At 40.7% G+C, this 25,649-nt stretch carries 23 protein-coding genes and 1 pseudogene; 18 read left to right on the forward strand and 6 right to left on the reverse strand.

The window, feature by feature from the left end; genetic code table 11:
- Together WBM98_RS04130 and WBM98_RS04135 are read right to left on the reverse strand one after the other, a co-directional pair.
- A partial coding sequence (locus WBM98_RS04130; protein WP_424364761.1) for an RnfABCDGE type electron transport complex subunit D occupies positions 1 to 432 on the reverse strand: 432 nt, incomplete at its 3' end.
- Positions 433 to 435: 3 nt separating this feature from the next.
- Complete coding sequence (locus tag WBM98_RS04135) at positions 436 to 1,788, reverse strand: Na(+)-translocating NADH-quinone reductase subunit A (RefSeq protein ID WP_424364762.1); 1,353 nt, start codon at positions 1,786 to 1,788, stop codon at positions 436 to 438.
- Between the two features lie 150 nt (positions 1,789 to 1,938).
- On the opposite strand from WBM98_RS04135, the gene WBM98_RS04140 reads away from it, so the two are divergent.
- The 4 genes from WBM98_RS04140 to WBM98_RS04155 all read left to right on the forward strand — a co-directional run bounded on the left by WBM98_RS04140 (position 1,939) and on the right by WBM98_RS04155 (position 6,176).
- The gene (locus WBM98_RS04140) at positions 1,939 to 3,183 is read left to right on the forward strand and encodes a DUF5103 domain-containing protein (protein ID WP_424364763.1); all 1,245 of its coding nucleotides are present in this window, start codon (positions 1,939 to 1,941) and stop codon (positions 3,181 to 3,183) included.
- Between the two features lie 411 nt (positions 3,184 to 3,594).
- Positions 3,595 to 3,981, forward strand: a complete 387-nt coding sequence (apaG, locus tag WBM98_RS04145) for a Co2+/Mg2+ efflux protein ApaG (RefSeq protein ID WP_424364764.1) — start codon at positions 3,595 to 3,597, stop codon at positions 3,979 to 3,981.
- Between the two features lie 83 nt (positions 3,982 to 4,064).
- The gene (pruA, locus tag WBM98_RS04150; RefSeq protein ID WP_424364765.1) at positions 4,065 to 5,693 is read left to right on the forward strand and encodes an L-glutamate gamma-semialdehyde dehydrogenase; all 1,629 of its coding nucleotides are present in this window, start codon (positions 4,065 to 4,067) and stop codon (positions 5,691 to 5,693) included.
- A 126-nt stretch (positions 5,694 to 5,819) separates the two neighbouring features.
- The gene (locus tag WBM98_RS04155) at positions 5,820 to 6,176 is read left to right on the forward strand and encodes a hypothetical protein (protein WP_424364766.1); all 357 of its coding nucleotides are present in this window, start codon (positions 5,820 to 5,822) and stop codon (positions 6,174 to 6,176) included.
- A 423-nt stretch (positions 6,177 to 6,599) separates the two neighbouring features.
- Here the strand turns inward: WBM98_RS04155 and rsmG are convergent, their stop codons facing one another.
- On the reverse strand, positions 6,600 to 7,235 hold the full coding sequence (gene rsmG, locus WBM98_RS04160) for a 16S rRNA (guanine(527)-N(7))-methyltransferase RsmG (protein ID WP_424364767.1): 636 nt from the start codon (positions 7,233 to 7,235) through the stop codon (positions 6,600 to 6,602).
- Positions 7,236 to 7,352: 117 nt separating this feature from the next.
- On the opposite strand from rsmG, the gene WBM98_RS04165 reads away from it, so the two are divergent.
- Positions 7,353 to 8,456 (forward strand): fatty acid desaturase family protein, encoded by a 1,104-nt coding sequence (locus WBM98_RS04165; protein WP_424364768.1) that lies wholly within the window; start codon positions 7,353 to 7,355, stop codon positions 8,454 to 8,456.
- A 13-nt stretch (positions 8,457 to 8,469) separates the two neighbouring features.
- Complete coding sequence (locus WBM98_RS04170; protein ID WP_424364769.1) at positions 8,470 to 9,654, forward strand: pyridoxal phosphate-dependent aminotransferase; 1,185 nt, start codon at positions 8,470 to 8,472, stop codon at positions 9,652 to 9,654.
- A gap of 29 nt (positions 9,655 to 9,683) precedes the next feature.
- Here the strand turns inward: WBM98_RS04170 and WBM98_RS04175 are convergent, their stop codons facing one another.
- Both WBM98_RS04175 and trkA read right to left on the reverse strand, forming a co-directional pair.
- Positions 9,684 to 11,174: a TrkH family potassium uptake protein gene (locus WBM98_RS04175; RefSeq protein ID WP_424364770.1), complete on the reverse strand. Its 1,491-nt coding sequence runs from the start codon at positions 11,172 to 11,174 to the stop codon at positions 9,684 to 9,686.
- A gap of 1 nt (position 11,175) precedes the next feature.
- Positions 11,176 to 12,525 (reverse strand): Trk system potassium transporter TrkA, encoded by a 1,350-nt coding sequence (trkA, locus tag WBM98_RS04180; RefSeq protein ID WP_424364771.1) that lies wholly within the window; start codon positions 12,523 to 12,525, stop codon positions 11,176 to 11,178.
- Positions 12,526 to 12,776: 251 nt separating this feature from the next.
- On the opposite strand from trkA, the gene ubiE reads away from it, so the two are divergent.
- Positions 12,777 to 13,505 carry a bifunctional demethylmenaquinone methyltransferase/2-methoxy-6-polyprenyl-1,4-benzoquinol methylase UbiE gene (gene ubiE / locus WBM98_RS04185; protein WP_424364772.1) on the forward strand — a complete coding sequence of 243 codons (729 nt, stop codon included), beginning with the start codon at positions 12,777 to 12,779 and terminating at the stop codon, positions 13,503 to 13,505.
- Between the two features lie 3 nt (positions 13,506 to 13,508).
- On the forward strand, positions 13,509 to 14,204 hold the full coding sequence (locus WBM98_RS04190; RefSeq protein ID WP_424364773.1) for a porin family protein: 696 nt from the start codon (positions 13,509 to 13,511) through the stop codon (positions 14,202 to 14,204).
- Between the two features lie 35 nt (positions 14,205 to 14,239).
- On the opposite strand, the gene WBM98_RS04195 is transcribed toward WBM98_RS04190, so the two are convergent.
- Positions 14,240 to 14,899 carry a TrmH family RNA methyltransferase gene (locus WBM98_RS04195; RefSeq protein WP_424364774.1) on the reverse strand — a complete coding sequence of 220 codons (660 nt, stop codon included), beginning with the start codon at positions 14,897 to 14,899 and terminating at the stop codon, positions 14,240 to 14,242.
- 93 nt (positions 14,900 to 14,992) lie between these two features.
- Here WBM98_RS04195 and WBM98_RS04200 point away from each other — a divergent pair, with 93 nt between their 5' ends.
- From WBM98_RS04200 to WBM98_RS04245, 10 genes and pseudogenes are all read left to right on the forward strand, one after another.
- Positions 14,993 to 17,602, forward strand: coding sequence for a BamA/TamA family outer membrane protein (locus WBM98_RS04200; RefSeq protein WP_424364775.1), 2,610 nt, complete (start codon positions 14,993 to 14,995; stop codon positions 17,600 to 17,602).
- A 59-nt stretch (positions 17,603 to 17,661) separates the two neighbouring features.
- Complete coding sequence (gene fbaA, locus WBM98_RS04205) at positions 17,662 to 18,729, forward strand: class II fructose-bisphosphate aldolase (protein WP_424364776.1); 1,068 nt, start codon at positions 17,662 to 17,664, stop codon at positions 18,727 to 18,729.
- A gap of 29 nt (positions 18,730 to 18,758) precedes the next feature.
- Positions 18,759 to 19,619, forward strand: a complete 861-nt coding sequence (gene accD, locus WBM98_RS04210; protein WP_424364777.1) for an acetyl-CoA carboxylase, carboxyltransferase subunit beta — start codon at positions 18,759 to 18,761, stop codon at positions 19,617 to 19,619.
- A gap of 96 nt (positions 19,620 to 19,715) precedes the next feature.
- Positions 19,716 to 19,985 carry a 30S ribosomal protein S15 gene (rpsO, locus tag WBM98_RS04215; RefSeq protein ID WP_424364778.1) on the forward strand — a complete coding sequence of 90 codons (270 nt, stop codon included), beginning with the start codon at positions 19,716 to 19,718 and terminating at the stop codon, positions 19,983 to 19,985.
- Between the two features lie 220 nt (positions 19,986 to 20,205).
- A complete protein-coding gene (locus WBM98_RS04220; protein WP_424364779.1) occupies positions 20,206 to 22,422 on the forward strand; it encodes a polyribonucleotide nucleotidyltransferase in 2,217 nt (738 codons plus the stop codon).
- A gap of 152 nt (positions 22,423 to 22,574) precedes the next feature.
- On the forward strand, positions 22,575 to 23,438 hold the full coding sequence (locus WBM98_RS04225) for a sigma-70 family RNA polymerase sigma factor (protein ID WP_424364780.1): 864 nt from the start codon (positions 22,575 to 22,577) through the stop codon (positions 23,436 to 23,438).
- 346 nt (positions 23,439 to 23,784) lie between these two features.
- Entirely contained in the window at positions 23,785 to 24,495 is a 711-nt protein-coding gene (locus WBM98_RS04230) for a peroxiredoxin (protein WP_424364781.1), read from the forward strand.
- A 180-nt stretch (positions 24,496 to 24,675) separates the two neighbouring features.
- Positions 24,676 to 24,897, forward strand: coding sequence for a VF530 family DNA-binding protein (locus WBM98_RS04235; RefSeq protein ID WP_424364782.1), 222 nt, complete (start codon positions 24,676 to 24,678; stop codon positions 24,895 to 24,897).
- On the forward strand, positions 24,898 to 25,353 hold the full coding sequence (locus WBM98_RS04240) for a tRNA (cytidine(34)-2'-O)-methyltransferase (protein WP_424364783.1): 456 nt from the start codon (positions 24,898 to 24,900) through the stop codon (positions 25,351 to 25,353).
- Positions 25,354 to 25,501: 148 nt separating this feature from the next.
- Positions 25,502 to 25,649 (forward strand): annotated as a pseudogene (locus WBM98_RS04245) (ribulose-phosphate 3-epimerase); the annotation flags it as partial.

The raw sequence follows: 25,649 nt of genomic DNA on the forward strand, positions 1-25,649 counted from the left end.
CAAATACCCTTCTTCTACTTCATGCCCTTTGATGATCGCAAAAATAAACTCGACACCCAAACCTACTCCGTAAGACACTACTACCAAAGGCAATACCTTGATAATGCCGATCCAGAAGTTGTCCCAAGTAAGAAAATTATCCCACAATGAAAGCTCACGCGATATATTATTAGCCGCATCGATTGCCGCATAGTGTTGGTATCCGGCATTGAACATGGAAAACAACAATACTGGGACCAAAGCCAGGATCACCATATTCATGGTACGCTTTAAATCATCAGCACCCCGAATATGTGCTCCTGTATGGGTCGTCTCATCGGGTGTGAACAAGAAAGTATGGAAAGCGGCGAATGCCGGAGCCATTTTCTTATCCCTAAAATGATGCTTAAGTATGTGCAGTCTTTTCTTAAAAGTCAGTCTTTTATCACTCATCTTTTAGCCTATTTCTTTATATAATAAATCCAACCCCTCGCGGATTATCTTTTGGTGGGGTTGCTTGGAAATACAAATGAATTCAGTCAATGAAAAATCCTCAGGGGCCACTTCATACAATCCCAATTGTTCCATTTCATCAAGGTCTTTTACCATACATGCTTTAAGCAGTTGCATGGGGAAAATATCCATGGGGAAGACTTCCTCATATTGTCCGGTAACCACAAATGCCCTATGTTCTCCATTGGTATTCGTGTTTAAATCATATTTCTTATTGGGTTGCAACCAAGAGAATGTCAAAGCCCTGGTAGTTGATATTTTATTGAATACCGGTCGGGTCCAACCGAAGAATTCATAATCGTCCCCTTCCGGAATAGCGGTCACGGTGTTATTGTAATATCCCAAATGGCCATCCGGTCTACTCTTGGCACCGGTCAACACATCTCCATTGATTACCCTGAAATCGATATCTTTGACCCCACTACCATAAAGAAAAGTAGCTATTTCGGCACCGATTTTTGATTTATAGTATTTTGGAGCCTTTACCGATGAACCGGCCAATGCCACAATACGTTCGGCGTTGAACGTTCCAGTCAAAAGCAACTCCCCGATGATTACCAAATCCTGCGGGGTTACGGTCCAGATTAATTCCCCTTTATTAATGGGATCGATCTTGTTGATTTGGGTGCCGATAAGTCCGGCTGGGTGTGGCCCAGAAACTTTATGTAATTCTATGCCGTTAAGTCCGGCTAAGGGAGAATTTGATTTGGTACCGACAGAAACGTGTACTTTTCCATGGGTTAATTTACCCAAGGCCGAAACCGCGGTTTGTAATTCTTTTTCCTTTCCTTCTAAGACATAATCGCTTTCAGCTGCCAAAGGGGCTGTAGTATATCCTGAAATAAAAATCGACTTGGGATTTGCATCGGGATCGGCGATTATATCATAGGGTCTTTGCTTGATAAAAGGCCAACATCCCGTTTTAAGCAAATGGTCTTTAATCGCAGCCGCTGATGCTTTGGAAACATCAAAAGCGCCATGTTCTATAGCTGTCTGCGACTTGTCGGCAAGTATTTTAAGTGAAAGGATTCGTCGCCTAGCCCCCCTATTAATCTCAACCAATTCACCACTCACAGGGGAAACGAACTTCATTGCCTCAATGTTCTTGTTGTAAAAAAGCGGTTCACCGGCTTTGACCTCTGCACCTTGTTTTACCAACATCTTAGGTGTAATTCCATAAAAATCAGTAAGGTTTAACGCATAAACATTGCTTAAGACCGCTTTGGAAGTAGTCTTCTCGGCAGCACCTACAAGCTTAATGTTCAAACCCTTTCGTATTCGAATGTCTTTAGACATATTTTGTAGACCTTAGGTTAACAAATTTTCGGGCAAAAATAGCACTTAATGGAAAGTATTCATAATTATCGTCCATAAATTTGGCATTTCACCGTAGAGAATTTGAAAGGTATGGTTTTTGTTTACCTTTACCAGAAAATTCTACCCTAAATGCGGCTTTCTCTTAAACATTTTATACTCTTGCTTTTTGTACCTTCATTATTTGCCCAGGTTCAAGAAGAAGTAAACGCCCCTACAAATATAAAATCGATTGTTTTTAAGGGGGAAAGAGAAGATCAATTTCCTATTGTTCAAATGGGGGAACCTATTTTCTTGGAGTTTGATGACCTTTTGGCCAATGAACAGGATTATTATTATAAGATCGTACATTGCGATTATGATTGGACGCCTTCCAGATTATTGAAATCACAATATTTGAGTGGCATTGACAACCAACGCATCGTGGATTATGAAAACAGTTATACCACCCTACAACCATATTCCAACTACAAATTGACCATCCCCAATGACAACGTGGGTCTTAAGGTAAGTGGTAATTTCATATTGGAAATCTACAATGGCAGCAACGACCTACAATTTTCGAGAAGATTCATTGTCTATAAAGATTTGGTCAAAGTGGGTGGCGTTGTAAAACGCAGCAGGGATTTTTCCTTTATCAACGAAAAGCAAGTTGTACAATTCAACATCAATGCAGGGGGCTTCAATTGGGTAAATCCAAAAAAGGAAGTTAAAGTCGCCATTCTTCAAAATTACCACTGGCCCACGGCCATCTGCAATATTGCACCACAATTTACATTGGGTGACGAACTTGTATATAAATATGACCAGGAAACCAGTTTTTATGGCGGCAATGAATATTTGAATTTCGATACGAAAGATTTAAGGGCCCCAAGTTCTGCGATATCCCGTATAGAAATCATGGATTTGTACAACCATTTCCTTTTTCCGGATCGCTTTAGGGCAGAAAGACCCTATACCTATTTTCCTGACATTAATGGCGACTTTGTCGTACGAACATTACAGGGCGATGATGTATCCCGCGAAGCCGAATACACCCTTGTGCATTTTAGTATTCCTTACTCTGAAGTTATTGGCTTAGACGATGTTTATGTATATGGGAAGTTCAATAACTATGCTTTAGCGCCTGAAAACAAGATGACCTACAATGAATCCAATGGAATGATGGAGGCCACTATAAAGTTCAAACAAGGGTTTTACAATTATAAATATGTTATTGAAAGGGATAATGAAGTCTTGGAATTGAACACCATTTCAGGGAATTTCCACTTTACGGAAAATAGCTATTTAATATTGGTCTATTACCGTAATTTTGGGGATATTTATGACAGTATTATAGGTGTGGGATCAGCTAATTCACAATTTATAAGCAATTAAAATATCGGCATCATCCCCTATGATACCAATGGGCAACAAATTGCTTTCGAAAGTCGGCATTGGCCCCTTTCTGCATGCGATCGCGCTCTACACTAGCCAGTTAGCTGGTGTATGTCAGAAAAAAATGGAATTATACCGATCATATTCCCTATAGTTTCCACAATCAATCTTTGTTTATTAACTTGCCCCACTATTGGTTTTTCAGCAGTCGCATGAATTTATCGTGGACAGTGGTTGGGTTTTCATGACCAGCTTTTGTAGCGACCGGTATCATGCCCTGGGAAATTTCTTGGAAGAAGGAATTATAAACAATAGTTAAATATCTTTTTTTAAGTACGATTTTTTTTATTTTAGCTAGCATTTCAGTAATCCTAGTGCTCACTGGACGCTTAATAACATTTAAAAATGAGGATGATAACACAAGTAACGAAAGGAATTAAAATATCAGTGAACACGAGTTTTGAAGGTACGTTCTTCAAAAATTACAAAATGCATTTTGCTTTTGGTTATACGATCACCATTGAAAATCAAAGCAAGGATTCGGTTCAGTTGACTTCCCGTCATTGGCGCATCTATGATTCCCTTAACGAAACCGAGGTTCTTGATGGGGAAGGGGTCATTGGCAAAAAACCGGTAATCAAGCCCGGAGAGTCACATACGTACAATTCGGGTTGCCTTTTAGCCTCTACGATCGGGGCGATGAAAGGTCATTACAATATGATCAACATAGCTACTTCCGAAAAATTCAGGGTGTATATCCCTACATTTAAATTCAGTGCCCCTTTTGCATTGAATTGATTCTTCTTTTACATTTCAATTAGTTTTTTATCCATTCCCAAATCCGTACCTTTGGGCAGTTTTTCAATTTAAAATATACGACAATGGGTAAAGGTTTTTTTCAGGTACCAACGGCCATCAATGAGCCAATAAAAAGTTATGCTCCCGGTAGCCCGGAAAGAAAGGAAGTATTGGAACAATACGAGACGTTTTTTAATGGGAATACCGATATTCCATTCTATATTGGAGGCAAGGAAATAAAGACAGGGAACACGAAACCTATCTCCCCACCCCATGACCATAAACATAGCGTTGGCCAATACCATTTGGCCGACAAAGAGCATGTGGACCATGCCATTAAAAATGCCTTGGATTCAAGAACCGCATGGGCCAATTTAACATGGGAGCAGCGGGCGGCTATTTTCTTAAAAGCCGCTGACCTGATTGCCGGGCCGTTTCGGGCCAAGATCAACGCCGCAACCATGATCGCACAATCAAAGACCATACACCAGGCCGAGATTGATGCCGCGTGCGAACTCATCGATTTCCTTCGCTTCAATGTGGAATATATGTCCCAAATATATGAAGAACAGCCCGATTCTTCGGAAGGGGTTTGGAACCGTGTGGAATATCGCCCTTTGGAAGGATTCGTTTATGCCATTACCCCATTCAATTTCACGGCTATTGCCGGTAACTTACCCGCTAGTGCGGCGATGATGGGCAATGTTGTGGTTTGGAAACCCAGTGATAGTCAAATATTTTCCGCGAAGGTGATTGTCGATGTCTTCAAAGAGGCTGGTCTTCCCGACGGTGTCATCAATGTGGTCTATGGCGATCCCGTAATGATTACCAAAACCCTATTGGATAGTCCCGATTTTGCTGGTTTGCATTTTACAGGTTCGACCCATGTTTTCAAAGAACTTTGGAAACAGATCGGAAACAATATTCACACCTATAAAACATACCCAAGAATCGTCGGTGAAACCGGAGGCAAGGATTTTATCTTGGCACACCCAACGGCAAATCCGCAACAAGTTGCTACAGCCATTACAAGGGGTGCCTTTGAATTCCAAGGACAAAAATGCAGTGCAGCTTCAAGGGTATATTTGCCCAAATCGACTTCGAAGGAGATTTTGGAATTGGTAAGGAAGGATATAGCGTCGTTCAACAAACCCGGTTCACCTGATGATATGACGAATTTTATCACGGCGGTCATCCATGAAGGATCATTTGACAAATTGGCCAAATACATTGACCAAGCGAAAAAAGATAAGGATGCCGCGATTGTGGCCGGTGGAAATTATGACAAATCGAAGGGTTATTTTATAGATCCTACGGTTATTTTGACCACGGACCCCCATTATACCACCATGGAAACCGAATTGTTCGGTCCAGTGGTAACGGTATATGTATATGATGACAAGGATTGGTCTGCAACATTGCAATTGATCGACACTACCTCAGAATACGCATTGACAGGGGCTGTTTTATCGAAAGATCGGTACGCCATTGATGAAGCGACCAAAGCTTTGCAGAACTGTGCGGGTAATTTCTACATCAATGACAAGCCTACCGGTGCCGTTGTTGGCCAGCAACCTTTTGGTGGTGCCCGTGCATCGGGAACCAATGACAAGGCAGGATCGGCCCAAAATCTATTACGATGGGTCTCCCCAAGATTGATCAAAGAGACTTTCGTGACCCCTATCGATTATAGATATCCATTTTTGGGATAACAATATTGGTTAAAAATGGTATTATTCAAGGCCTTTACTTTTTAAAATAGAGTAAGGGCTTTTTATTTTTGCAACCTATTTGATTTCTCGCATCTTATCATAATACAAAATTCGGTACTATACCCTATGAAAACAAAGATGTTCGTATTATGGGCAGTTATAATCATAATTTCCTGCTCTGATAATGATGACTCCGTTTGTGGAGTAATCAATCCCACCGAGGACTTATCTTGGTTAAAAAATGAAATAGAAGATAGGGAAGCAACTCCCTCAGATTTTAGTAAATACTTCTATATCGCACAAGCGACCTACAAATTTCAAACCGTATTCGTTTTTGAGGATTGCTGCCCATATTGCAATACGGCTATTTTTGTTTTCGACTGTAAGGGAAATAGGATAGGCCAAATAAATAATGGTATTCAAAGGAAAGATGTCAAGAACACCAAGGTCATATACAAGCCCAAAGACTTTAAATGCGAGTAAAACCGGACCTTTTATAACCGCTGGGCGAGTAGTTCAAGGATGTAAAGAAAACCAATGCCGTACTAAACGATAGTCTCCATTCGCCTTGCTCCCTGTCAAGGGAATTGTTCATTTTGGATGAACTAATAATACATCAAATAAAAATTGCAATAAGAATCATAAATACCTAATTATAAATACTTTAACATCGTTTATTTGGATATCTGGGCAATTTCTATGTAAATTTAACGTTAAATAATTGTAAATTTTTAGTGAATAGAAACTACAGAAACCCTAAATAAGAGCCTATGAATGCCGAAAACAACAATCAAAACACTTCAATGAACAGCATGTTCACTTATTTGAACAGAGTGCAGAAATATATTAAGAAGTACGCTGAAGATTGCAGATATTCTTTCAATTCAATGTTAAAGATCTAAGAGGTCACCCCTTGAATTTTAAGGGTAGGTACACCACTTTTTTTGTTTCAAAAAAAGCTTCCGGGAAATAGTCGGATACCTCAAAAACCTTAGCATTCCTATAGTCTTTCAGTTCTTCCGTCAAATCCCCTCCTTTTAAATAAAGAATTCCGTTTCGCCTTTCGTGTTTCGATTCTTTTTTGATTTTTCCCTTTACCCAATGCACAAAGGTAGGCATGGCGGCAACCGCCCTACTCACAATAAAATCGAACTTTTTGTCAAGATCTTCAACCCTGCCATGTATGGCGGTTACATTTTGCAATTGCAGGCCATCTACCACTTCTTCAACCACCTTTATTTTTTTCCCGATAGAATCTACCAAAGTGAAATTTGATTCGGGAAACAAAATGGCAAGTGGTATTCCTGGAAAACCGCCTCCGGTACCTACATCCAAAATTTCGCTGCCCGGCTCAAACCTTTGTACCATGGCGATTCCCAACGAATGCAAAACATGGCGCACGTACAATTCCTCTATATCCTTTCGGGATACTACGTTGATTTTGAGGTTCCAATCCTTGTACAAATTTTCCAATTGCATAAACTGCTGACGCTGATTATCCGATAAATTGGGAAAATATTTAAATACTATCTCAGCTTTCATGTTTATCTTTGTAGCTGCAAAAATAGCATATTCAAAAACATATCTATTCCCTATATAAGGAAGCAATCGCATAAACAAGTCTATTATTGCGTTATATTTACACAAAGCATTCAACAGATGGATACAAAAACAGTTCGATTTTCAAGAAAGGATTCCGCCCAATTTTTTAAGACTTTAAACAAAAGAGTAAACGAATATTTCAAAGAGAACCATAAGAAGAAAACCGGTGATTGGCGCTTACACATAAAGACCATTTTCATGTTCGCCCTTTTCCTTACACCTTATTTCTTAATATTGACCTTAGGATTGCCCAATTGGGCCAACTTGCTATTGACCATTGTCATGGGTATAGGCATGGCCGGGGTTGGCATGAATGTCATGCATGATGGCAATCATGGCTCCTATTCATCTAAAAAATGGATCAATAAGATCATGGGAGGCAGTATTTATATCCTTGCAGGTAATGTATACAACTGGCAAGTACAGCACAATGTATTGCATCATACGTATACCAATATCCATGAACATGATGAAGATTTGGAAGCAGGTCGTATCTTACGCTTTTCCAAACATGCCGAATGGCATAAATACCACAGGTTCCAGCATTATTATTCCATATTTCTTTATGGACTGTTGACCTTCAATTGGGCCATTACCACGGACTTTCAGCAAATGTACCGGTATATGAAGCGAAAGCTTTCCTTTGGCAAATTACCCAACCCAGTGATCAATTGGAGTACTTTGGTCATTACCAAAACAATCTATGTAGCCATATGGATCGTATTGCCCATGCTTCTTTTGGATATTGCTTGGTGGAAAATTTTACTTGGCTTTTTTGTAATGCACTATGTGGCGGGTGTTATCCTTAGCGTGGTATTCCAATTGGCCCATGTCGTCGATCAGGCCGAAACCCCCCTACCCGATGAAAATGGGACTATGAAAAATACCTGGGCGATACATCAACTATTCACCACGGTGAATTTCGGCACCAAGAATCGGATTGTAAACTGGTTTACCGGAGGATTGAACCACCAGGTAGAACACCATATTTTTCCCAATATCAGCCATATACATTACACAAATATTTCCAAAATTGTTAAACAAACAGCAAAAGAGTATAATTTACCCTATAACGAATATAAAACTACGAGAAAAGCTATAATTTCGCACTTCAAACATTTAAGGGAATTGGGTAAAAAACCCACTTTACAGTACCAGTAAATTTAGTATTTCAATGAACAACCATTTATCCGAAAGAATTAACAATATGGCTACTTCGGCCACATTGGCCATGGCTGCTAAAGCTAGGGAACTAAGGGGGCAAGGCAAAGATATCATAGGGTTGAGTTTGGGGGAACCCGATTTCAATATTCCTGATTTCATAAAGGAAGCCGCCAAAAAAGCCGTTGACGAGAATTATAGCAGTTATTCCCCTGTGGATGGCTATGTGGATTTAAAACAGGCCATAGCGAACAAATTCAAAAGGGACAATAATCTAGAATACGCTCTGAACCAGATCGTAGTTTCGACCGGTGCAAAACAGTCCTTGGCAAATATTGCCATGGTCATGTTGAACAAGGGAGACGAGGTTATCTTACCCGCCCCATATTGGGTAAGTTATAGCGACATCGTTAAACTTGCTGAAGGTGTTCCTGTCGAAGTTCCTACGTCTATAGCGACAGATTTCAAAATGACACCTGAACAACTTGAGGCAGCCATTACGCCGAAGACCAAAATGATGTGGTTTAGTTCACCCTGCAACCCTAGTGGATCGGTTTATAATGAGAAAGAATTAAAAGGGTTGGCCGAAGTCTTAAGAAAGCATCCGGATATTTTTGTGGTATCCGATGAGATTTATGAGCATATCAATTTTAGAGGAGGTCATGTCAGTATTGCCGGCATAGAAGGCATGTATGATCGCACCATAACCGTCAACGGGGTATCAAAGGCCTTTGCCATGACGGGTTGGCGTATCGGATATATCGGAGGGCCACAATGGGTCGCAAAAGCATGTACCAAGTTTCAAGGGCAAAATACCAGTGGCGCCAACGCCATTGCACAAAGGGCAACAATCACGGCCTTGGAGGCCCCTGTAAGTAAAATAAAGTTTATGATCGATGAGTTTCATAAACGAAGGGATTTGATCCTTGGTCTTTTAGGGGAAATCGAAGGTTTCAATCTCAACATCCCAGAGGGCGCTTTCTATGTATTTCCTGATATATCCAGTTTCTTTGGGAAAACGATGAAAGGCACGAAGATCAATAATGCCTCGGACTTTGCTTTGTACTTATTGGAACATGCAAATGTTGCTACCGTAACCGGGGAAGCCTTTGGGAACCCTAATTGTATTCGAATCTCTTATGCCGCTTCTGAAAAGGAACTGAGGGAAGCCGTTTCACGGATCAAAGCTGTATTATAAAATCAAAAACCCGCAAAAGCGGGTTTTTTTTATATGTCTTTCCAGAAGTAGGGAGTTAGGATAATCAGTACGGTGAAGAGTTCCAATCTTCCTAAAAGCATTAGAAAACCGAGCCACCATTTGCCCAACATGGGCAACCCGTTAAAATTACTTAAGGGATGAAGTGTGCCCAACGCGGGCCCAACATTGCCCAAAGAGGAGGCAGCACCTCCTACGGCAGATTCAAAATCCAATCCCAACAAACCCAACCCCATGGAACCGATGATAAACAACAACATGTACAACACAAAAAAGGCGATTATATTATAGACAATATGCTCCTTTACCGTTTTATTATTATAGCGCACAGGAATAACTGCATTTGCATGCAAGGTTCTCTTAAACTCCAATATACCGTTCTTTATAATAAGAAGATGTCTCATAACTTTTATACCACCGGCTGTTGACCCGGCCGAACCACCCAGAAAAAACAAACCAAAAAAGAAGACCTTAAGAAAGGGGGTCCAACTGCTAAAATCGGCTGTAACGAAGCCTGTGGTCGTTATTACGGAAACAACTTGAAAAAGGCCATGCCTAAATGCACTTTCCGCAGGTCCGTAGACCATGGGATGATAATCGGATACGGGAACATTCGCCTGGAAATAAACCACCGAAGCAACGATTAGGGAGAATAACACGACAAAGGTAAAATAGAATTTAAATTCCTCATCCATGAGTACTCGTTGTACTTTCCCTTTAAAGGCAAAATAGCTAAGCACAAAATTACTCCCTGCCAAAAACATGAAAAAGATAACGATATATTGTATCAGCGGTTGGTCGTTCCAATACGCCAAACTGGCGTTTTTTGTAGAGAACCCACCTGTGGACAAGGTGGCTAAGGAATGGTTCAAGGCATCAAAAAATGACATGCCCGCAAACTGCAACAATATGGTTTCGGCAATGGTATAACCCACATAAATATACCAAAGTCGCTTTGCAGTATCGGTGATCCTGGGATGTAATTTATCGGCACTGGGACCCGGTGCCTCTGCCGCGAACAACTGCATACCCCCAATCCCCAAAAGAGGTAGAATGGCAATAGCCAACACTATGATTCCCATGCCCCCGATCCAATGGGTAAGGCTTCTCCAAATCAGAATACCTTTTGGCAAAACCTCAATATCGTTTAATATCGTGGCTCCTGTAGTCGTATATCCAGAAATTGTTTCAAAAAAGGCGTTGGTGACATCGGGTATCGCCCCAGAGAACAAGTAAGGCAACATCCCTGAAATAGACATTACAATCCACCCAAAAGTTACAATGATATATCCTTCCTTACGCTTTACCTCCTTTTTATGGTTTCTCGTAAAATACATTCCCGTAACCCCAATGAACATTGATGTTATCGAAGCCAAGGCAATATCCAAGGTCGCACCATCATCATAGATACCACTCATGACAGCGGCAATGAGCATGAACAGCCCATTAAAGAGTAAGAGCAGCCCCATTAAATGGATTATGATTTTGGAATTTAGGGACATATTAGAGGAATAAACGTTCGATTTTCGGAATGGCTTCTGGTAAACAACAAACCACTACCCTATCCCCTGCCTGAATTTTAAAACCACCAAGTGCAATAATACCTTTACCATCCCGGACCACACCACCAATGGTTGCCTCCCGGGGAAAATCAATATCCCGGATGTTCTTACCGGCAACACGCGACGTTTTTTTTACTTCAAACTCCAGTATTTCAGAATTGATATTATTAAGCCGCATCAGGGCAACCACCTCCCCTTTTCGGATATGCCTAAAAATATGGTTGGCGGCCAAAAGTTTTTTATTGATCAACGTATCTATGCCGATGGAATGCGAAAGTTGGAAATAGTCCATATTCTCAACCAGTGCGATTGTTTTTTTAATATGTTTGGACTTTGCCACCAAACATGACATAATATTTGTTTCGGAATTACCCGTTACCGCCACAAAGGCATCCATGGAATCCAAACTCTCTTCCTCAAGCAATTCAACATTTCTACCGTCACCATTGATGACAAGTGCATTGGGAAGATCATCGGCCAAATCAAAGGCCTTTTCTTTGTTCTTCTCGATGAGCTTAACATTGAACTTCTTGGCACAAAGATCTCGTGCCGTCTTAAAACCAACCTTGCTGCCACCAAGAATCATCACGTTCTTGATTTCTTCCTTCTTCTTGTTGGTCAATTTATATAACTCGTCCACACCTTCAGGTGTTGTAATAAAATAGACCTGATCCCCATCCTTGAAAATGGTATCCCCTCTAGGAATTACGGTAAACTGGGTCCCCGAACGCTGCAGCGCTATGGGCATAAAATGAAGTTCTGGGAATATATGGGCAGCTTCCTTGACCATTTTACCAACAAATGGTGCATTTTTCTGCAATAAGACCCCTACCATGATCAATTTGCCCCCTTCGAATTCATACGTATCATTAAAGGCCGATTTGTTCAATAAAAGTTGAATTTCTTCAGCGGCTAACTGCTCAGGGGAAATCAATTCATCGATTCCCAATTCAGAAAAGCGAATGATATCTTTATTCTGTATAAACTCTGTATTTGATATTCTCGCTATGGTCCGCTTACAACCCAATTGCTTGGCCAACATACAAAAGGTAATATTGGTAGTCTCTGAAGAAGTGACCCCGATAACCAGTTCAGATTGGTGTACCTCAGCCTCTTTCAGCAATGATATCGACGTGGCATCACCCCGTAACACCCTAATGTCCAAATGATTATCAGCATAAACCAAACTCTCTTTTTCAGTATCGATCAAGGTAATGTTCTGAGATTCGTAGGAGAGTAGTTTTGCCAAGTGAAACCCAACTTCACCAGCACCGGCAATTATAATTTTCATGTAGTAAAGGTATTGATTTCACCGTTAAGGCCATGATTTCTTAAGAGGGCTTCAAAAAGAAATGGTTTTTGGCATAATACGCGTAATAAACAGCTCATTGAATAAAAATATAGGCAAAATGCGTCACAAAATTACATATTTTTTAGGTTCAACCCCACATTAATATGTGAATAGTAACGTGCTTATGCCCTTTACCAAGGAAATAAAAGAGTAGCTCACAGCTAAATTGTATCTTTGTCGAAATTTTTTCAATGGCCAATAAAGTAACACCGTATAAAGATTCGGATTTAGGAAAAAAGGAGCAGGTCACCCAAATGTTCGACAAAATTTCAGGGAATTATGATGGATTAAACCGTGTCATTTCCTTTGGAATTGATATTACATGGAGAAAACGGGTTGTTGCCATCCTGAAGAAGAAGCAACCTAAAATAATACTCGATATCGCTACCGGTACCGGGGATTTAGCTATCAATCTCGTTCAAACAGGGGCTCAAAAAATCATAGGTTTGGACCTTTCCCCTGGCATGCTCGAGGTGGGCAAGAAAAAGGTTCTTGACAAAGAGTTGGCCCAAACCATAGACATGATCGAAGGGGACAGTGAAAACCTACCCTTTGAAAACAATACTTTCGATGCGGTAACCGTCGCCTTTGGGGTGCGTAATTTCGAGACGTTGGAAAAAGGACTTGCTGAAATTCATCGGGTATTGAAACCCAAGGGTACTTTTGTGGTCTTGGAAACCGCTGTACCTTCAAAAACACCCTTTAAACAAGGGTACGCTTTTTACACAAAATACATGCTTCCTAGAATAGGCCGATTGTTTTCCAAGGATGATTCTGCCTATGCCTATTTAAGCGAATCGGCCTCAGTTTTTCCCCATGGTCAGGAGTTCAACAATATTTTACGAAAAATCGGGTTTATAGATGTAATGAACAAACCGCAGACCTTTGGGGTTGCATCTATTTATATAGCCACAAAATAAACTATGAAAAAATTAGTATTGACCCTGTTCGGCTTGATATTTTTAAGCCATTCGATGATGGCGCAATTCAATGAAGACCCTGTCATCAATTTGGAGAATGAGGATGAGCCTTTATTGAATTGGGGCTATTTTCTGGGCTTTAACCAGTATGATTTTAAATTCGACTACAAGAACGACGGCAATGATATTCTGGTTGACAAATCCTTGGGTTTCAATGTAGGTCTTATCGGTGAGATGCGTATCAACGAGTTTTTGGATGTTCGATTTGAACCTGGTCTTTTATATAATTCCAGAACGTTGGGTTTCCCCGGTTTTACCGAAGAGAATGAGGCCATTAGGGAGGTAAAGTCGACGTATATCAATTTTCCCGTACTGCTAAAGGTAAGTACCCGAAGAATTGGGAATTGGAAACCGTTTTTAATCGGGGGGGCTTCTACTTCCTTAAATTTAGGAAGCAACGAAGATAGCCTTGATGACAATTCAGGGGGTACTTTCAGAATGAAAAAAATGGTCTACAATTATGAGCTGGGTTTCGGCATAGATTTTTATCTAGAGTACTTTAAATTTACGCCTTCCATACGGGGTGTTTTTGCCATAAGTGATGAACTGGTGCCCGACAACGACCCCAACAGCCCATGGACTGGCAATCTTGATGGTATGCGAACCCGGGGACTCTTTGTGAATTTCACCTTTGAATAATGATCATTGGCAGGTCGCTACCTTGAAAGAACGTATTACTTTACAATCCGTCGTATTTCATGTAAGAAAATAGCTGTCGCTGTGGCGACATTTAGACTTTCTGTATGCCCGCTTCCGAATTGGGGAATACCTATACGTTGATCTACCAAACCTGCAATTTCATTCGAAATACCATTGGCCTCGTTGCCCACGACCAAGATTCCTTTTGGCGGTAATTTGATGGCGTGGACAGGCTCACCACCCATGAACGTCCCATAAACCGGTCCTTGATACGCACGTATGAATTCTACAAGATCGGTATAAACCATATTGACTCGGGTAATGGAACCCATGGTAGCCTGCAACACTTTGGGATTATAACAGTCAACCGTATTATTCGAACACACCAAATGCCGAATACCAAACCAATCGCAAAGTCTTATAATGGTGCCAAGATTCCCTGGATCCCTAATGTCATCCAAGGCTAAAATCCATTCAAGATCATCGACGGGTTTTTTATCGGGAAACTTGAATATACCCAATACCGTATTCGGATTTTTCAGGCTGCTTATCTTACGTAGATCGGCCTCGGATATCAGCTCGGTTTTAACACGATCGGATGTGATTATGGCACCGTCCGTGGTATAAACCTTATGTGGCTCAAAACTCGAATGCAAGAGCTCTTGCACCGTCTTAATACCTTCAACCAAAAACATCCCATACTGATTTCGGTACTTTTTTTGCTGTAAGCTTTTTATAAACTTTATTTGGCTTTTACCAACCATTCAAATAATGTATTTTTGATTTCTATGAGGATAGCGTTTCGTTTCAAAAACCCCAGTGCTAAAATAAGCTTATTATTTTTTGCTGTAGTACTTGCCTCATGCAATACCTTGAAGCGGGTTGATGACCATGAACTACTTCTTACCAAGAATGCTATTTATGCCGATGAGGAAAAAGTGAGGAATGAGGATATACATAGTCTTATCATCCAAAACCCCAACAGTACCTTATTGGGTTATCCGTTGCGATTAAACTTATTCAACCTTGCCAAACAAAACCCGGATTCATCCTATCAGAATTGGTTATATAAAAAGGATAAGAGAAAAGAACGCTTGGTGAAATTGCTCTCTGAAAAGCAGGTCGACCGATTAGGGGAATCTTTTTTGGTAAAGGGCCTTAGTGAATGGCTTCAGAATATTGGGGAACCCCCCGCCATTATCGATACTTCGGATACCAGAAGATCCCTGGAAAGATTAAAGGCCTATTATAGCAGCAAAGGATTTTTCAATAACAATACGACCTATGTAATCGATACCTTGAAACGGTCAAAAAGAGCTGAAATCGATTATAAGATCACCTTGGGAAAACCCTATATGATCGATACCATATCGGACCGTGTCTCTTCTAAAGTCATCGATTCCATTTATCAGTTGACCAAACCGGAATCCCTGATAAAAAAAGGTCAGCAATTCGATTTGGCCAATTTTGAAAATGAACGTCAGCGGTTAACATCGATTTTCCGTAATTCTGGAATACGCAATTTTCAAGAGAGCTCGATCAACTATGCTATCACAAGGGATTCAACCAAGGCAGGGAACGATCAGGCCATGGTCATTGACCTGAACATAGACAATCTTCGAACGCGAAGCAACAATGACATAAAGACCTCGGAATATAAAATTGAAAAATTAAAGAAAATAAATATTTATACCGATTTTATCCTATCGGGTGAAGAAGATGACCATCAGGCTATTGACTATGCAGGATATACCATCCATTATAAGGATAAATTGAGATTTAAACCCAAAACCTTAACCGATGCCATCTTTTTTGAGAAAGACAGCATATATAGGGAAATCAACAGATCTAGGACCTATCGACAGATTACGAATTTGAACGTTTTCAAATATCCTTCCATCGCCTTTGAGACCGATAGTCTACAAACAGGACTAACGGCCAACATCTATTTAACCGAACGCCCTAAATACTCCTTGGGTATGGATTTGGATGTCACACACTCGAACATACAGCAAGTTGGTTTGGCCTTTAGTCCATCGCTACAGGCCCGCAATCTTTTTAAAGGGGCAGAAAACCTGAGTTTAACGGGAAGGTTGAATATTGGATCCTCGAACGACCAGAGTATCACCGCCACGGACAACCGCTTTTTCAACTTGTTGGAATTTGGGGCCGATATCAACTTGACCTTTCCACGGATTTGGTTTCCTTTCGTTAATACCAATCGATTCATCCCCAGTTATACCTTGCCCCAGACTAGGCTTTCTTTAGGAAGCAGTGTCCAGAAAAATATAGGGTTGGACAAACAGACCTTCAATACCATTCTAGGCTATAACTGGAAACCCAATGACCTTAAAAAACACAATGTGGAATTACTGAATATCCAGTTTGTCAACAACGTAAATACGGACCGGTTTTTCAATGTATACCAAAACTCCTATGAGCGCTTGGACGCTATCGCGGATTCTTATGATGATGCTGATGAATATCCCGAACTTGCTGAAAATTTTGTTGCCAATGACAGCTCAGACAGTCCGGAATTGATAATCCCATCAGGTACCACTGGATTTACCGAAGCCATTATAAATGGCACAGTCACTTCTACCAGTAGTGACTTTGACGACGTACGCAGTATTGAGGAAAGAAGGATTCGGCTTACAGAAGACAACCTTATTTTTGCAACGAATTACTCCTATAACACGACCAACAAAGCTGGGATAACAGATAATAGCTATCATCGTTTCCGTTGGAAAGTGGAAAGTGCAGGGAATCTCCTTTCAGCCCTATCCCATATTGTCCCCTTTAATGAAGACGATGACGGGGATCTACTTGTTTTTAGTGTTCCCTACTCCCAATATATCAAGACCGAATTCGATTATATCAAGTACTGGGACCTGAGCCGGGCGAATGTTTTGGCATTTCGAAGTTTCTTTGGTATCGCCATACCTTATGGCAATGCTGACAATATTCCCTTTGTGCGCAGTTATTTTGCCGGAGGCTCCAATGACAACAGGGCTTGGAACCCCTATTCCCTTGGGCCAGGAAAAACCGATGAAGTCAATGACTTTAATGAGGCGAATCTAAAATTAGCCTTCAACCTAGAATATCGGTTTCCTGTGGTTGGTGATATTAAAGGGGCATTGTTCGCCGATGCCGGGAACATCTGGAATGTATTCGATAACGAGGATGACCCTGACAAGACTTTTAATGGTATCGATTCCCTTGCAGATATAGCCTTAGGTACCGGTTTCGGCATTCGCTATGATTTCACCTATTTTTTAATTCGGGTAGACCTTGGTTTTAAGACCTATAATCCGGCCGAAGAAAATTCAAAAAGATGGTTCAGGGACTATAATTTTTCGAATTCCGTTTTACAAATAGGTATAAACTATCCGTTTTAGACCTAATAATTTATTACTTTTGTGGTTCACTTTTTAAGAAATCTAAAGACCAATAAATTATGGGCCATAATATTAAGCCTGGTGTAGCCACCGGAGACCAAGTTCAGGAAATTTTCAACTATGCGAAGAAAAAAGGTTTTGCCCTACCAGGCGTAAACGTTATTGGTTCCGACACTATAAATGGAGTTTTGGAAACCGCTGCAACCCTTAATGCTCCTGTGATAATTCAATTTTCAAATGGTGGAGCTCAATTCAATGCGGGAAAAGGGTTATCCAATGAAGGACAACGGGCTGCCATCCTAGGCGCCATTGCAGGTGCAAAACACGTACATCAGTTGGCAGAGGCTTATGGTGCCACGGTTATTCTACATACGGATCACTGTGCGAAAAAACTGTTGCCTTGGATCGATGGTATGTTGGATGCGAGTGAAAAGCACTACGCTGAAACCGGCAAACCTTTGTTCAGTTCGCATATGATCGACTTATCCGAAGAGCCTATTGAGGAAAATATCGAAATCTGCAAGGGATATCTTGCTAGAATGAGTAAGATGGGCATGACCTTGGAAATAGAATTGGGAATCACGGGAGGTGAGGAAGATGGCGTTGACAATTCAGATGTTGATGATTCAAAATTATATACCCAACCCGAAGAAGTAGCCTACGCATATGAAGAGCTTTCCAAAGTAAGCCCTAGGTTTACGATTGCAGCTGCTTTCGGCAATGTGCATGGGGTTTATAAACCGGGGAATGTAAAATTAACCCCAAAAATCCTTAAGAATTCACAAGAGTATATTACCAAGAAATATGGCGTGGAGCACAACCATATCGATTTTGTATTCCATGGTGGTTCAGGATCGACAGTCGAGGAAATCAGGGAAGGTATTAGTTATGGTGTTATAAAAATGAACATCGATACCGATTTGCAATATGCCTTCTTGGCGGGCATAAGGGATTATGTTCAGGGCAAAAAGGATTTTCTTCAGTCACAAATCGGAAACCCTAACGGTCCGGATGAGCCCAACAAAAAATATTATGACCCAAGGGTATGGTTACGCGAAGGTGAAAAGTCTTTTGTAGAGCGTTTGAAAAAAGCGTTTGAAGACCTCAATAATGTAAATACATTATAAGAAAACAAGTTCAACCCAATATGGAAGATATGTCGTTGTGGTTCAAAAGAAAAGAAAAGGGAATACAAACTGCCACTGAGCAAAAAAAGGACACGCCGAAAGGTTTATGGTACAAATCCCCGACAGGCAAGATCGTTGAGTCAGAGGAGTTGGCAAAAAACTTTTACGTAAGTCCCGAAGATGATTATCATGTTCGCATCGGAAGCAAGGAATATTTCGAAATTCTCTTCGACGGCAATAAATTTACAGAGTTGGATGCCAAATTACATTCAAAAGACCCTCTAAAGTTCACAGATACCAAGAAGTACACCGATCGGTTGAAAGCGGCCCAAAAGAAAACAGGTCTTAAAGATGCCGTACGAACGGGCTATGGAAAGTCGTTTGGAAAGGACATTGTTATCTGCTGCATGGATTTTAATTTTATCGGGGGTTCCATGGGGAGTGTTGTTGGTGAAAAAATAGTAAGGGGCATAGATTACGCCATTAAAAAGAAAGTCCCATTTCTGATGATTTCAAAGTCAGGTGGGGCCCGAATGATGGAAGCCGCCCTATCCTTAATGCAGTTGGCAAAAACATCGGCAAAATTGGCACAATTGGCAGAAGCAGGATTGCCCTATATATCATTGTGTACAGACCCAACAACAGGTGGTACCACGGCATCCTATGCGATGCTGGGCGATATCAATATTTCCGAGCCAGGTGCATTGATCGGTTTTGCGGGACCACGGGTAGTAAAGGAAGCCACCGGAAAGGATCTCCCAGACGATTTTCAAACCTCTGAATTTGTGCAAGAACATGGTTTCTTGGATTTTATAACCCATAGAAGGGACTTGAAGAAAAATATAAACCTATATATCGATTTGATCCAGAACATTCCAATTCGGAAATAAAAAACACATTACTGGTTGAAATCGAAAATATTCTTATCTTTGCGGCCTGATTGAAAATCAATCAAATACATAAAAATCATTTAAAACAATATTGGAATGTATTTAACCAAAGAGATCAAAGCCGAGATATTCAAGAAACACGGCGGAAAAGAAGACAACACAGGTTCAACGGAAGGGCAAATTGCCTTGTTCACGCATCGCATCAACCATTTGACCGGGCACCTAAAAAGAAACCACAAAGATTATAACACCGAACGTTCATTGGTAAGACTGGTAGGTAAAAGAAGAAGTCTTTTGGATTACTTGAAAAAGAAGGATATTGTAACATATCGTGAACTTATCAAGGAACTGAATATTAGAAAATAAATTTTGAAAAGGGGAGGCTATGCTTCCCCTTTTTTATATGTATCTGAATCCGTTCAGTACTTATTTTTAAATCCTTGGATCCAATTCAGGGTAACAACAAAAAGCTACACATAGTTTTTCATTGGTCAAAGCACAACAACACAACACAATCCGACCAGTAAACATGGCGGATAGACCATTGTTTAATAAACCTGTAAGATTCAGGTTTTAAATCGAATTTATGATTCCAAAAGTATTTAGAGAGGTCATTGACCTTGGTGACGGTAGGGAAATTTCCATCGAAACCGGAAAATTGGCAAAACAGGCCCATGGTTCTGTTGTTGTCCAGTCAGGAAAATGTATGTTATTATGTACAGTAGTTTCCAATTACAAACAAAGCGATGTCGATTTCTTACCCTTAACGGTAGATTATCGCGAAAAATTTGCAGCCTCTGGGCGTTACCCAGGTGGGTTCTTTAAGAGAGAGGCAAGACCAAGTGATGGAGAAGTATTGACCATGCGTTTGGTGGATAGGGTTTTGCGCCCGCTTTTCCCAAAAGATTATCATTCAGAAACCCAGGTGATGATTCAATTAATGTCGCATGATGATGATGTGATGCCTGAAGCTATGGCAGGTTTGGCTGCATCTGCCGCTATTCAACTTTCTGACTTTCCGTTCGAATGTGCCATTTCTGAGGCACGGGTTGGTCGTGTAAATGGTGAATTTGTCATCAACCCTACTAGAGCTCAATTAGCAGAAAGTGATATCGAAATGATGATCGGCGCGTCTGCTGATTCTGTAATGATGGTAGAAGGTGAGATGAAAGAAATCAGCGAAGAGGAAATGGTGGAAGCCATAAAATTCGCACACGATCATATAAAAATACAATGTGCTGCCCAACTTAGACTTGCCGAAGCCGTTGGTCGAAAAGAAGTACGGGAGTACGAAACTGAAAGGGAAGATGAGGAATTAGCCAAAAAAATTCACAAATTAGCTTACGATAAAGTGTATGCAGTCGCTAAGGCAGGATCTGCCAAACATGAGCGTAGTGCTTCATTTCAGGAAATCAAAGAGGAAATAAAGGCAACTTTTTCCGAAGAGGAACTTGAAGATTTTGGCGAATTGGTTTCAAAGTACTATTCCAAAGCTGAAAAAGCTGCTGTACGTGATTTAACCTTAAATGAAGGTTTACGATTAGATGGCAGAAAAACCGATGAGATCAGACCTATATGGTGTGAGGTAGATTATTTGCCTTCAACCCATGGCTCAGCAATTTTTACAAGAGGGGAAACCCAAGCCTTGGCAACTGTAACTTTAGGGACTTCAAGGGAAGCGAATAAAATAGACATGCCATCTTATGAAGGCGAAGAGACTTTCTACCTGCATTATAACTTCCCTCCATTCTGTACTGGGGAGGCAAGACCTATCCGTGGAACTTCAAGAAGAGAGGTTGGTCACGGTAATTTGGCACAGCGCGCCTTAAAAGGAATGATCCCTGAGGATTGTCCGTATACCGTTCGTGTGGTTTCTGAAGTATTGGAATCTAACGGTTCTTCTTCCATGGCAACGGTCTGCAGTGGCACAATGGCCTTAATGGATGCTGGTGTTCAACTAAAGAAACCCGTCTCTGGTATTGCCATGGGACTGATTTCTGATATTGATTCCGGTAAATATGCAGTACTATCCGATATTTTGGGTGACGAAGATCACTTGGGTGATATGGATTTTAAAGTTACAGGTACCGCAGACGGTATCACAGCTTGCCAAATGGATATAAAAGTTAAAGGGTTGTCCTACGAAATTTTGGTGAATGCGTTGAAACAGGCACAAGCAGGCCGTATCCATATCCTTGGAAAGCTCACAGACACCATTGGCGAACCGAATGCAGATGTGAAAGCACATGCTCCTAAGATGGTGACAAGAACGATACCTAATGAGTTCATTGGTGCCTTGATAGGACCAGGTGGAAAAGTGATCCAAGAATTGCAGAAAGAAACTGGGACGACCATTGTTATCAATGAAGATCCGGTTACAGAAGAAGGTATTGTTGAAATTTTAGGCACCGATCAAAACGGAATTAATGCGGTATTGACAAAAATCGATTCTTTGATGTTCAAACCGGAAGTTGGTAGCGTTTACGAAGTAAAAGTAATTAAGATGCTTGACTTTGGAGCGGTTGTCGAATATATGGATGCACCAGGAAATGAAGTACTTTTGCATGTTTCCGAATTAGCTTGGGAACGTACAGAGAATGTCTCCGATGTGGTAAATATGGGTGATGTGTTCGATATAAAATATATTGGCGTAGATCCAAGAACCAGAAAGGATAAAGTTTCTCGAAAGGCTCTTTTACCAAAACCGGAAGGTTATAAGGAAAGACCCCCACGTGACAATAGTCGTGGCAGGGACGATCGTCGCGGTAGAGACAATAGGGATCGTAAGCCCAGAAGGGACTAACCCTATAGGTCTATTAAATACAGAGCCCTGACGATACCTGTCGGGGCTTTTTTATGGGGTTATCGAAAATATTTGACCCCGTTTTGTAACATTTCGATCTTTTTTACGTATAAGTATATGCAGTCTATGCAACTTGAACTTAAATATTGTAGATGAGACAGCTTAAGATTACAAAACAGGTTACCAATAGGGAAACCGCATCTTTGGACAAGTACTTGCAAGAAATTGGCAAAGTAGAATTGATTACCGCAGATGAAGAAGTAGAATTGGCACAACGTATCAAGGCAGGCGATCAGATCGCTCTTGAAAAACTCACAAAGGCCAATCTTCGATTCGTGGTATCGGTTGCCAAACAGTACCAAAACCAAGGCCTTACTCTGCCTGATTTGATCAATGAAGGAAACTTGGGATTGATCAAAGCGGCACAACGATTTGACGAAACTCGGGGATTTAAATTTATCTCTTATGCCGTATGGTGGATTCGTCAATCCATATTACAAGCATTGGCAGAACAATCCCGTATTGTACGTTTGCCTTTGAACAAAATCGGATCGATCAACAAAATCAACAAGACCTTTGCCTTTTTGGAGCAAGCGCATGAAAGAATGCCTTCTGCCGAGGAAATCGCCAAGGAATTGGACATGACCGTAGAGGATGTAAAACAATCCTTGAAGAATTCAGGGCGTCATGTATCTATGGATGCCCCTTTGATTGCTGGCGAGGATTCCAATTTATATGATGTACTTCGTAGTGGGGAATCACCAAATCCGGATCGGGAACTATTGCATGAATCCTTGCGTACCGAAATTGAACGTGCCTTGGAAACCTTGACGCCGAGGGAAGCAGACGTTATTCGGCTCTATTTCGGATTGGCAGGTCAACACTCCATGACCTTGGAAGAAATCGGTGAAACGTTCGACTTGACAAGGGAACGGGTACGCCAAATTAAGGAGAAAGCGATACGACGTCTAAAACATACTTCGAGAAGTAAAATTTTAAAGACCTATTTAGGATAGGTTAATTACATACTATACCCTGTTAAATTCTCCTTAAATTGGAAATTTGGCATATATATTGTAATTTTATAGGCAACAACAGTTTATCATGACTGTTCGTTTTTTGATTGATGAATAAACTCCGGCTGATTACCGGAGTTTTTCATTTCATTCCATTCCAATAATCGACAACAACCGTATTCTCGGTGTGAAGAAAATCCCTTTTTATTTACCGCCTTTCCTGAATTTAGATTGTTAATGAATTCACAAAATACCCTATGTGTAACAATTGTGGCTTTATTGAGGCTGTCTGGCAAATTATCTTTAGCACAATTAATTGAAGTTGTCTAATAATAAATTAAATACGATGGAAGAACAAAAGGAACAGGTGATAAGTATGCCAAGAATAGGTGATGCCGCCCCAGAATTTAAAGCAGTGACCACGCAAGGAGATATTAATTTCCCAGCGGATTACAAAGGAGATTGGGTAATTCTCTTTAGCCACCCAGCTGACTTTACCCCCGTATGTACGTCAGAGTTTATGACTTTCGCGACTATGGAGGAGAAATTCAACAAAGCCAATTGCAAACTTGTAGGCCTTTCTATCGATGGACTTTATAGCCATATCGCATGGCTTCGTACCATCAAGGAAAAAATCGAATACAAAGGAATGAAGAATGTCGAGGTCAATTTTCCGTTGATCGAGGACATTACCATGGAGGTTGCAAAAAAATATGGAATGATCCAGCCCAACGAGGATTCGACCAAAGCGGTTAGGGCGGTGTTCTTTATTGACCCTAAGGGAATAATCCGAACCATCATCTATTATCCTTTGAGTTTGGGAAGAAATTTTGACGAACTCTATAGGGTAATCATTGCCCTTCAGGCTGCCGATGAATTCGGTGTGGCCACCCCCGCAGACTGGTATCCTGGTGATGATGTCATTATTGGCCCAGCAGGTTCTTGCGGCACTGCCAAAGACAGAATGGAGGATAGCGATATTGATTGCAAAGACTGGTTCTTCTGCACTAAAAAACTGGATAAAGATACCGTCTTGAACAAGGTTTTGAAAAAGTAGCACTGCAAAAGGCAATCCTTAGATATATTACGCAGAAAAAGGCAATAGGTAAAAATACCCTTTGCCTTTTTTTTATGGTAAGGACAAATTACCTATATTTCCTGAACATTATACGAATGCCATTGGTTTTGTCATATCCCGAACGGCTACTTTACTTTTGGTTTAATCAGTGGTTTCCCTATGGATAACGAACAACAGAACAATCCCTTGCATGGTGTAAAACTAGTAGACATCTTAGAATACCTAACCCAAACCTATACCTGGGAAGAATTGGCCAACCAGGTCAATATCAATTGTTTTAAAAGCAATCCTTCGATAAAATCATCGCTTGTCTTTTTAAGAAGAACACCATGGGCAAGAGAAAAAGTAGAACGATTATATTTACACTCCATCCGCGATTGAATGCCTTTCAATATTGTACTTATTGAACCTGAAATCCCCAATAACACCGGTAATATTGGTCGGTTGGCTTTGGCATCGGGTTCAAACCTGCATCTGGTAAAACCCTTAGGTTTTGAGATTGATGACAAGCGATTAAAACGCGCAGGTCTTGACTATTGGCCCCATATATCACTGTTCATTTATGAAAGCACTGCTGAGTTTTATGCACAACACGAAGACAAGAATTTAGTTTATTTTTCGAGCCAGGGAACAAAAGACCATTGGTCTATTGCCTATGAAGACAACATGTTCCTGGTGTTTGGAAAAGAATCCGTTGGCCTACCCCAAGCCATAACCGAACCGAATGCGGACCATCTTTATAAAATACCGCTATACAGTCCGCATATTAGAAGTCTCAACCTGGCCAATGCAGTGAGTATCGCAGTATATGAGGGTTTAAAACAAATTAAATTTTAGATTTCAAGAGTTCCTCCCCATTGCGGGTTGCTATATGTAAGCTGATACCTGTTATTTTGTACATTCGTTCATCATTTTAGATAAAAGGCAAGGCATTAAAAACGATGGCAAATCATTACTTTTACATTAAATTCTTGCGAAATATACTATGAGTCACATAAAAATAGCGCCTTCACTCCTCGCTGCCGATTTTGGCAATTTGCAACGGGATGTCGAAATGGTAAACCAAAGTGAGGCCGATTGGCATCATATCGATATTATGGATGGTGTTTTTGTTCCCAATATATCGTATGGCA

Origin of the sequence: Maribacter sp., assembly GCF_049667165.1 — a bacterium.
In the GTDB taxonomy this organism is placed as follows: domain Bacteria; phylum Bacteroidota; class Bacteroidia; order Flavobacteriales; family Flavobacteriaceae; genus Maribacter_A.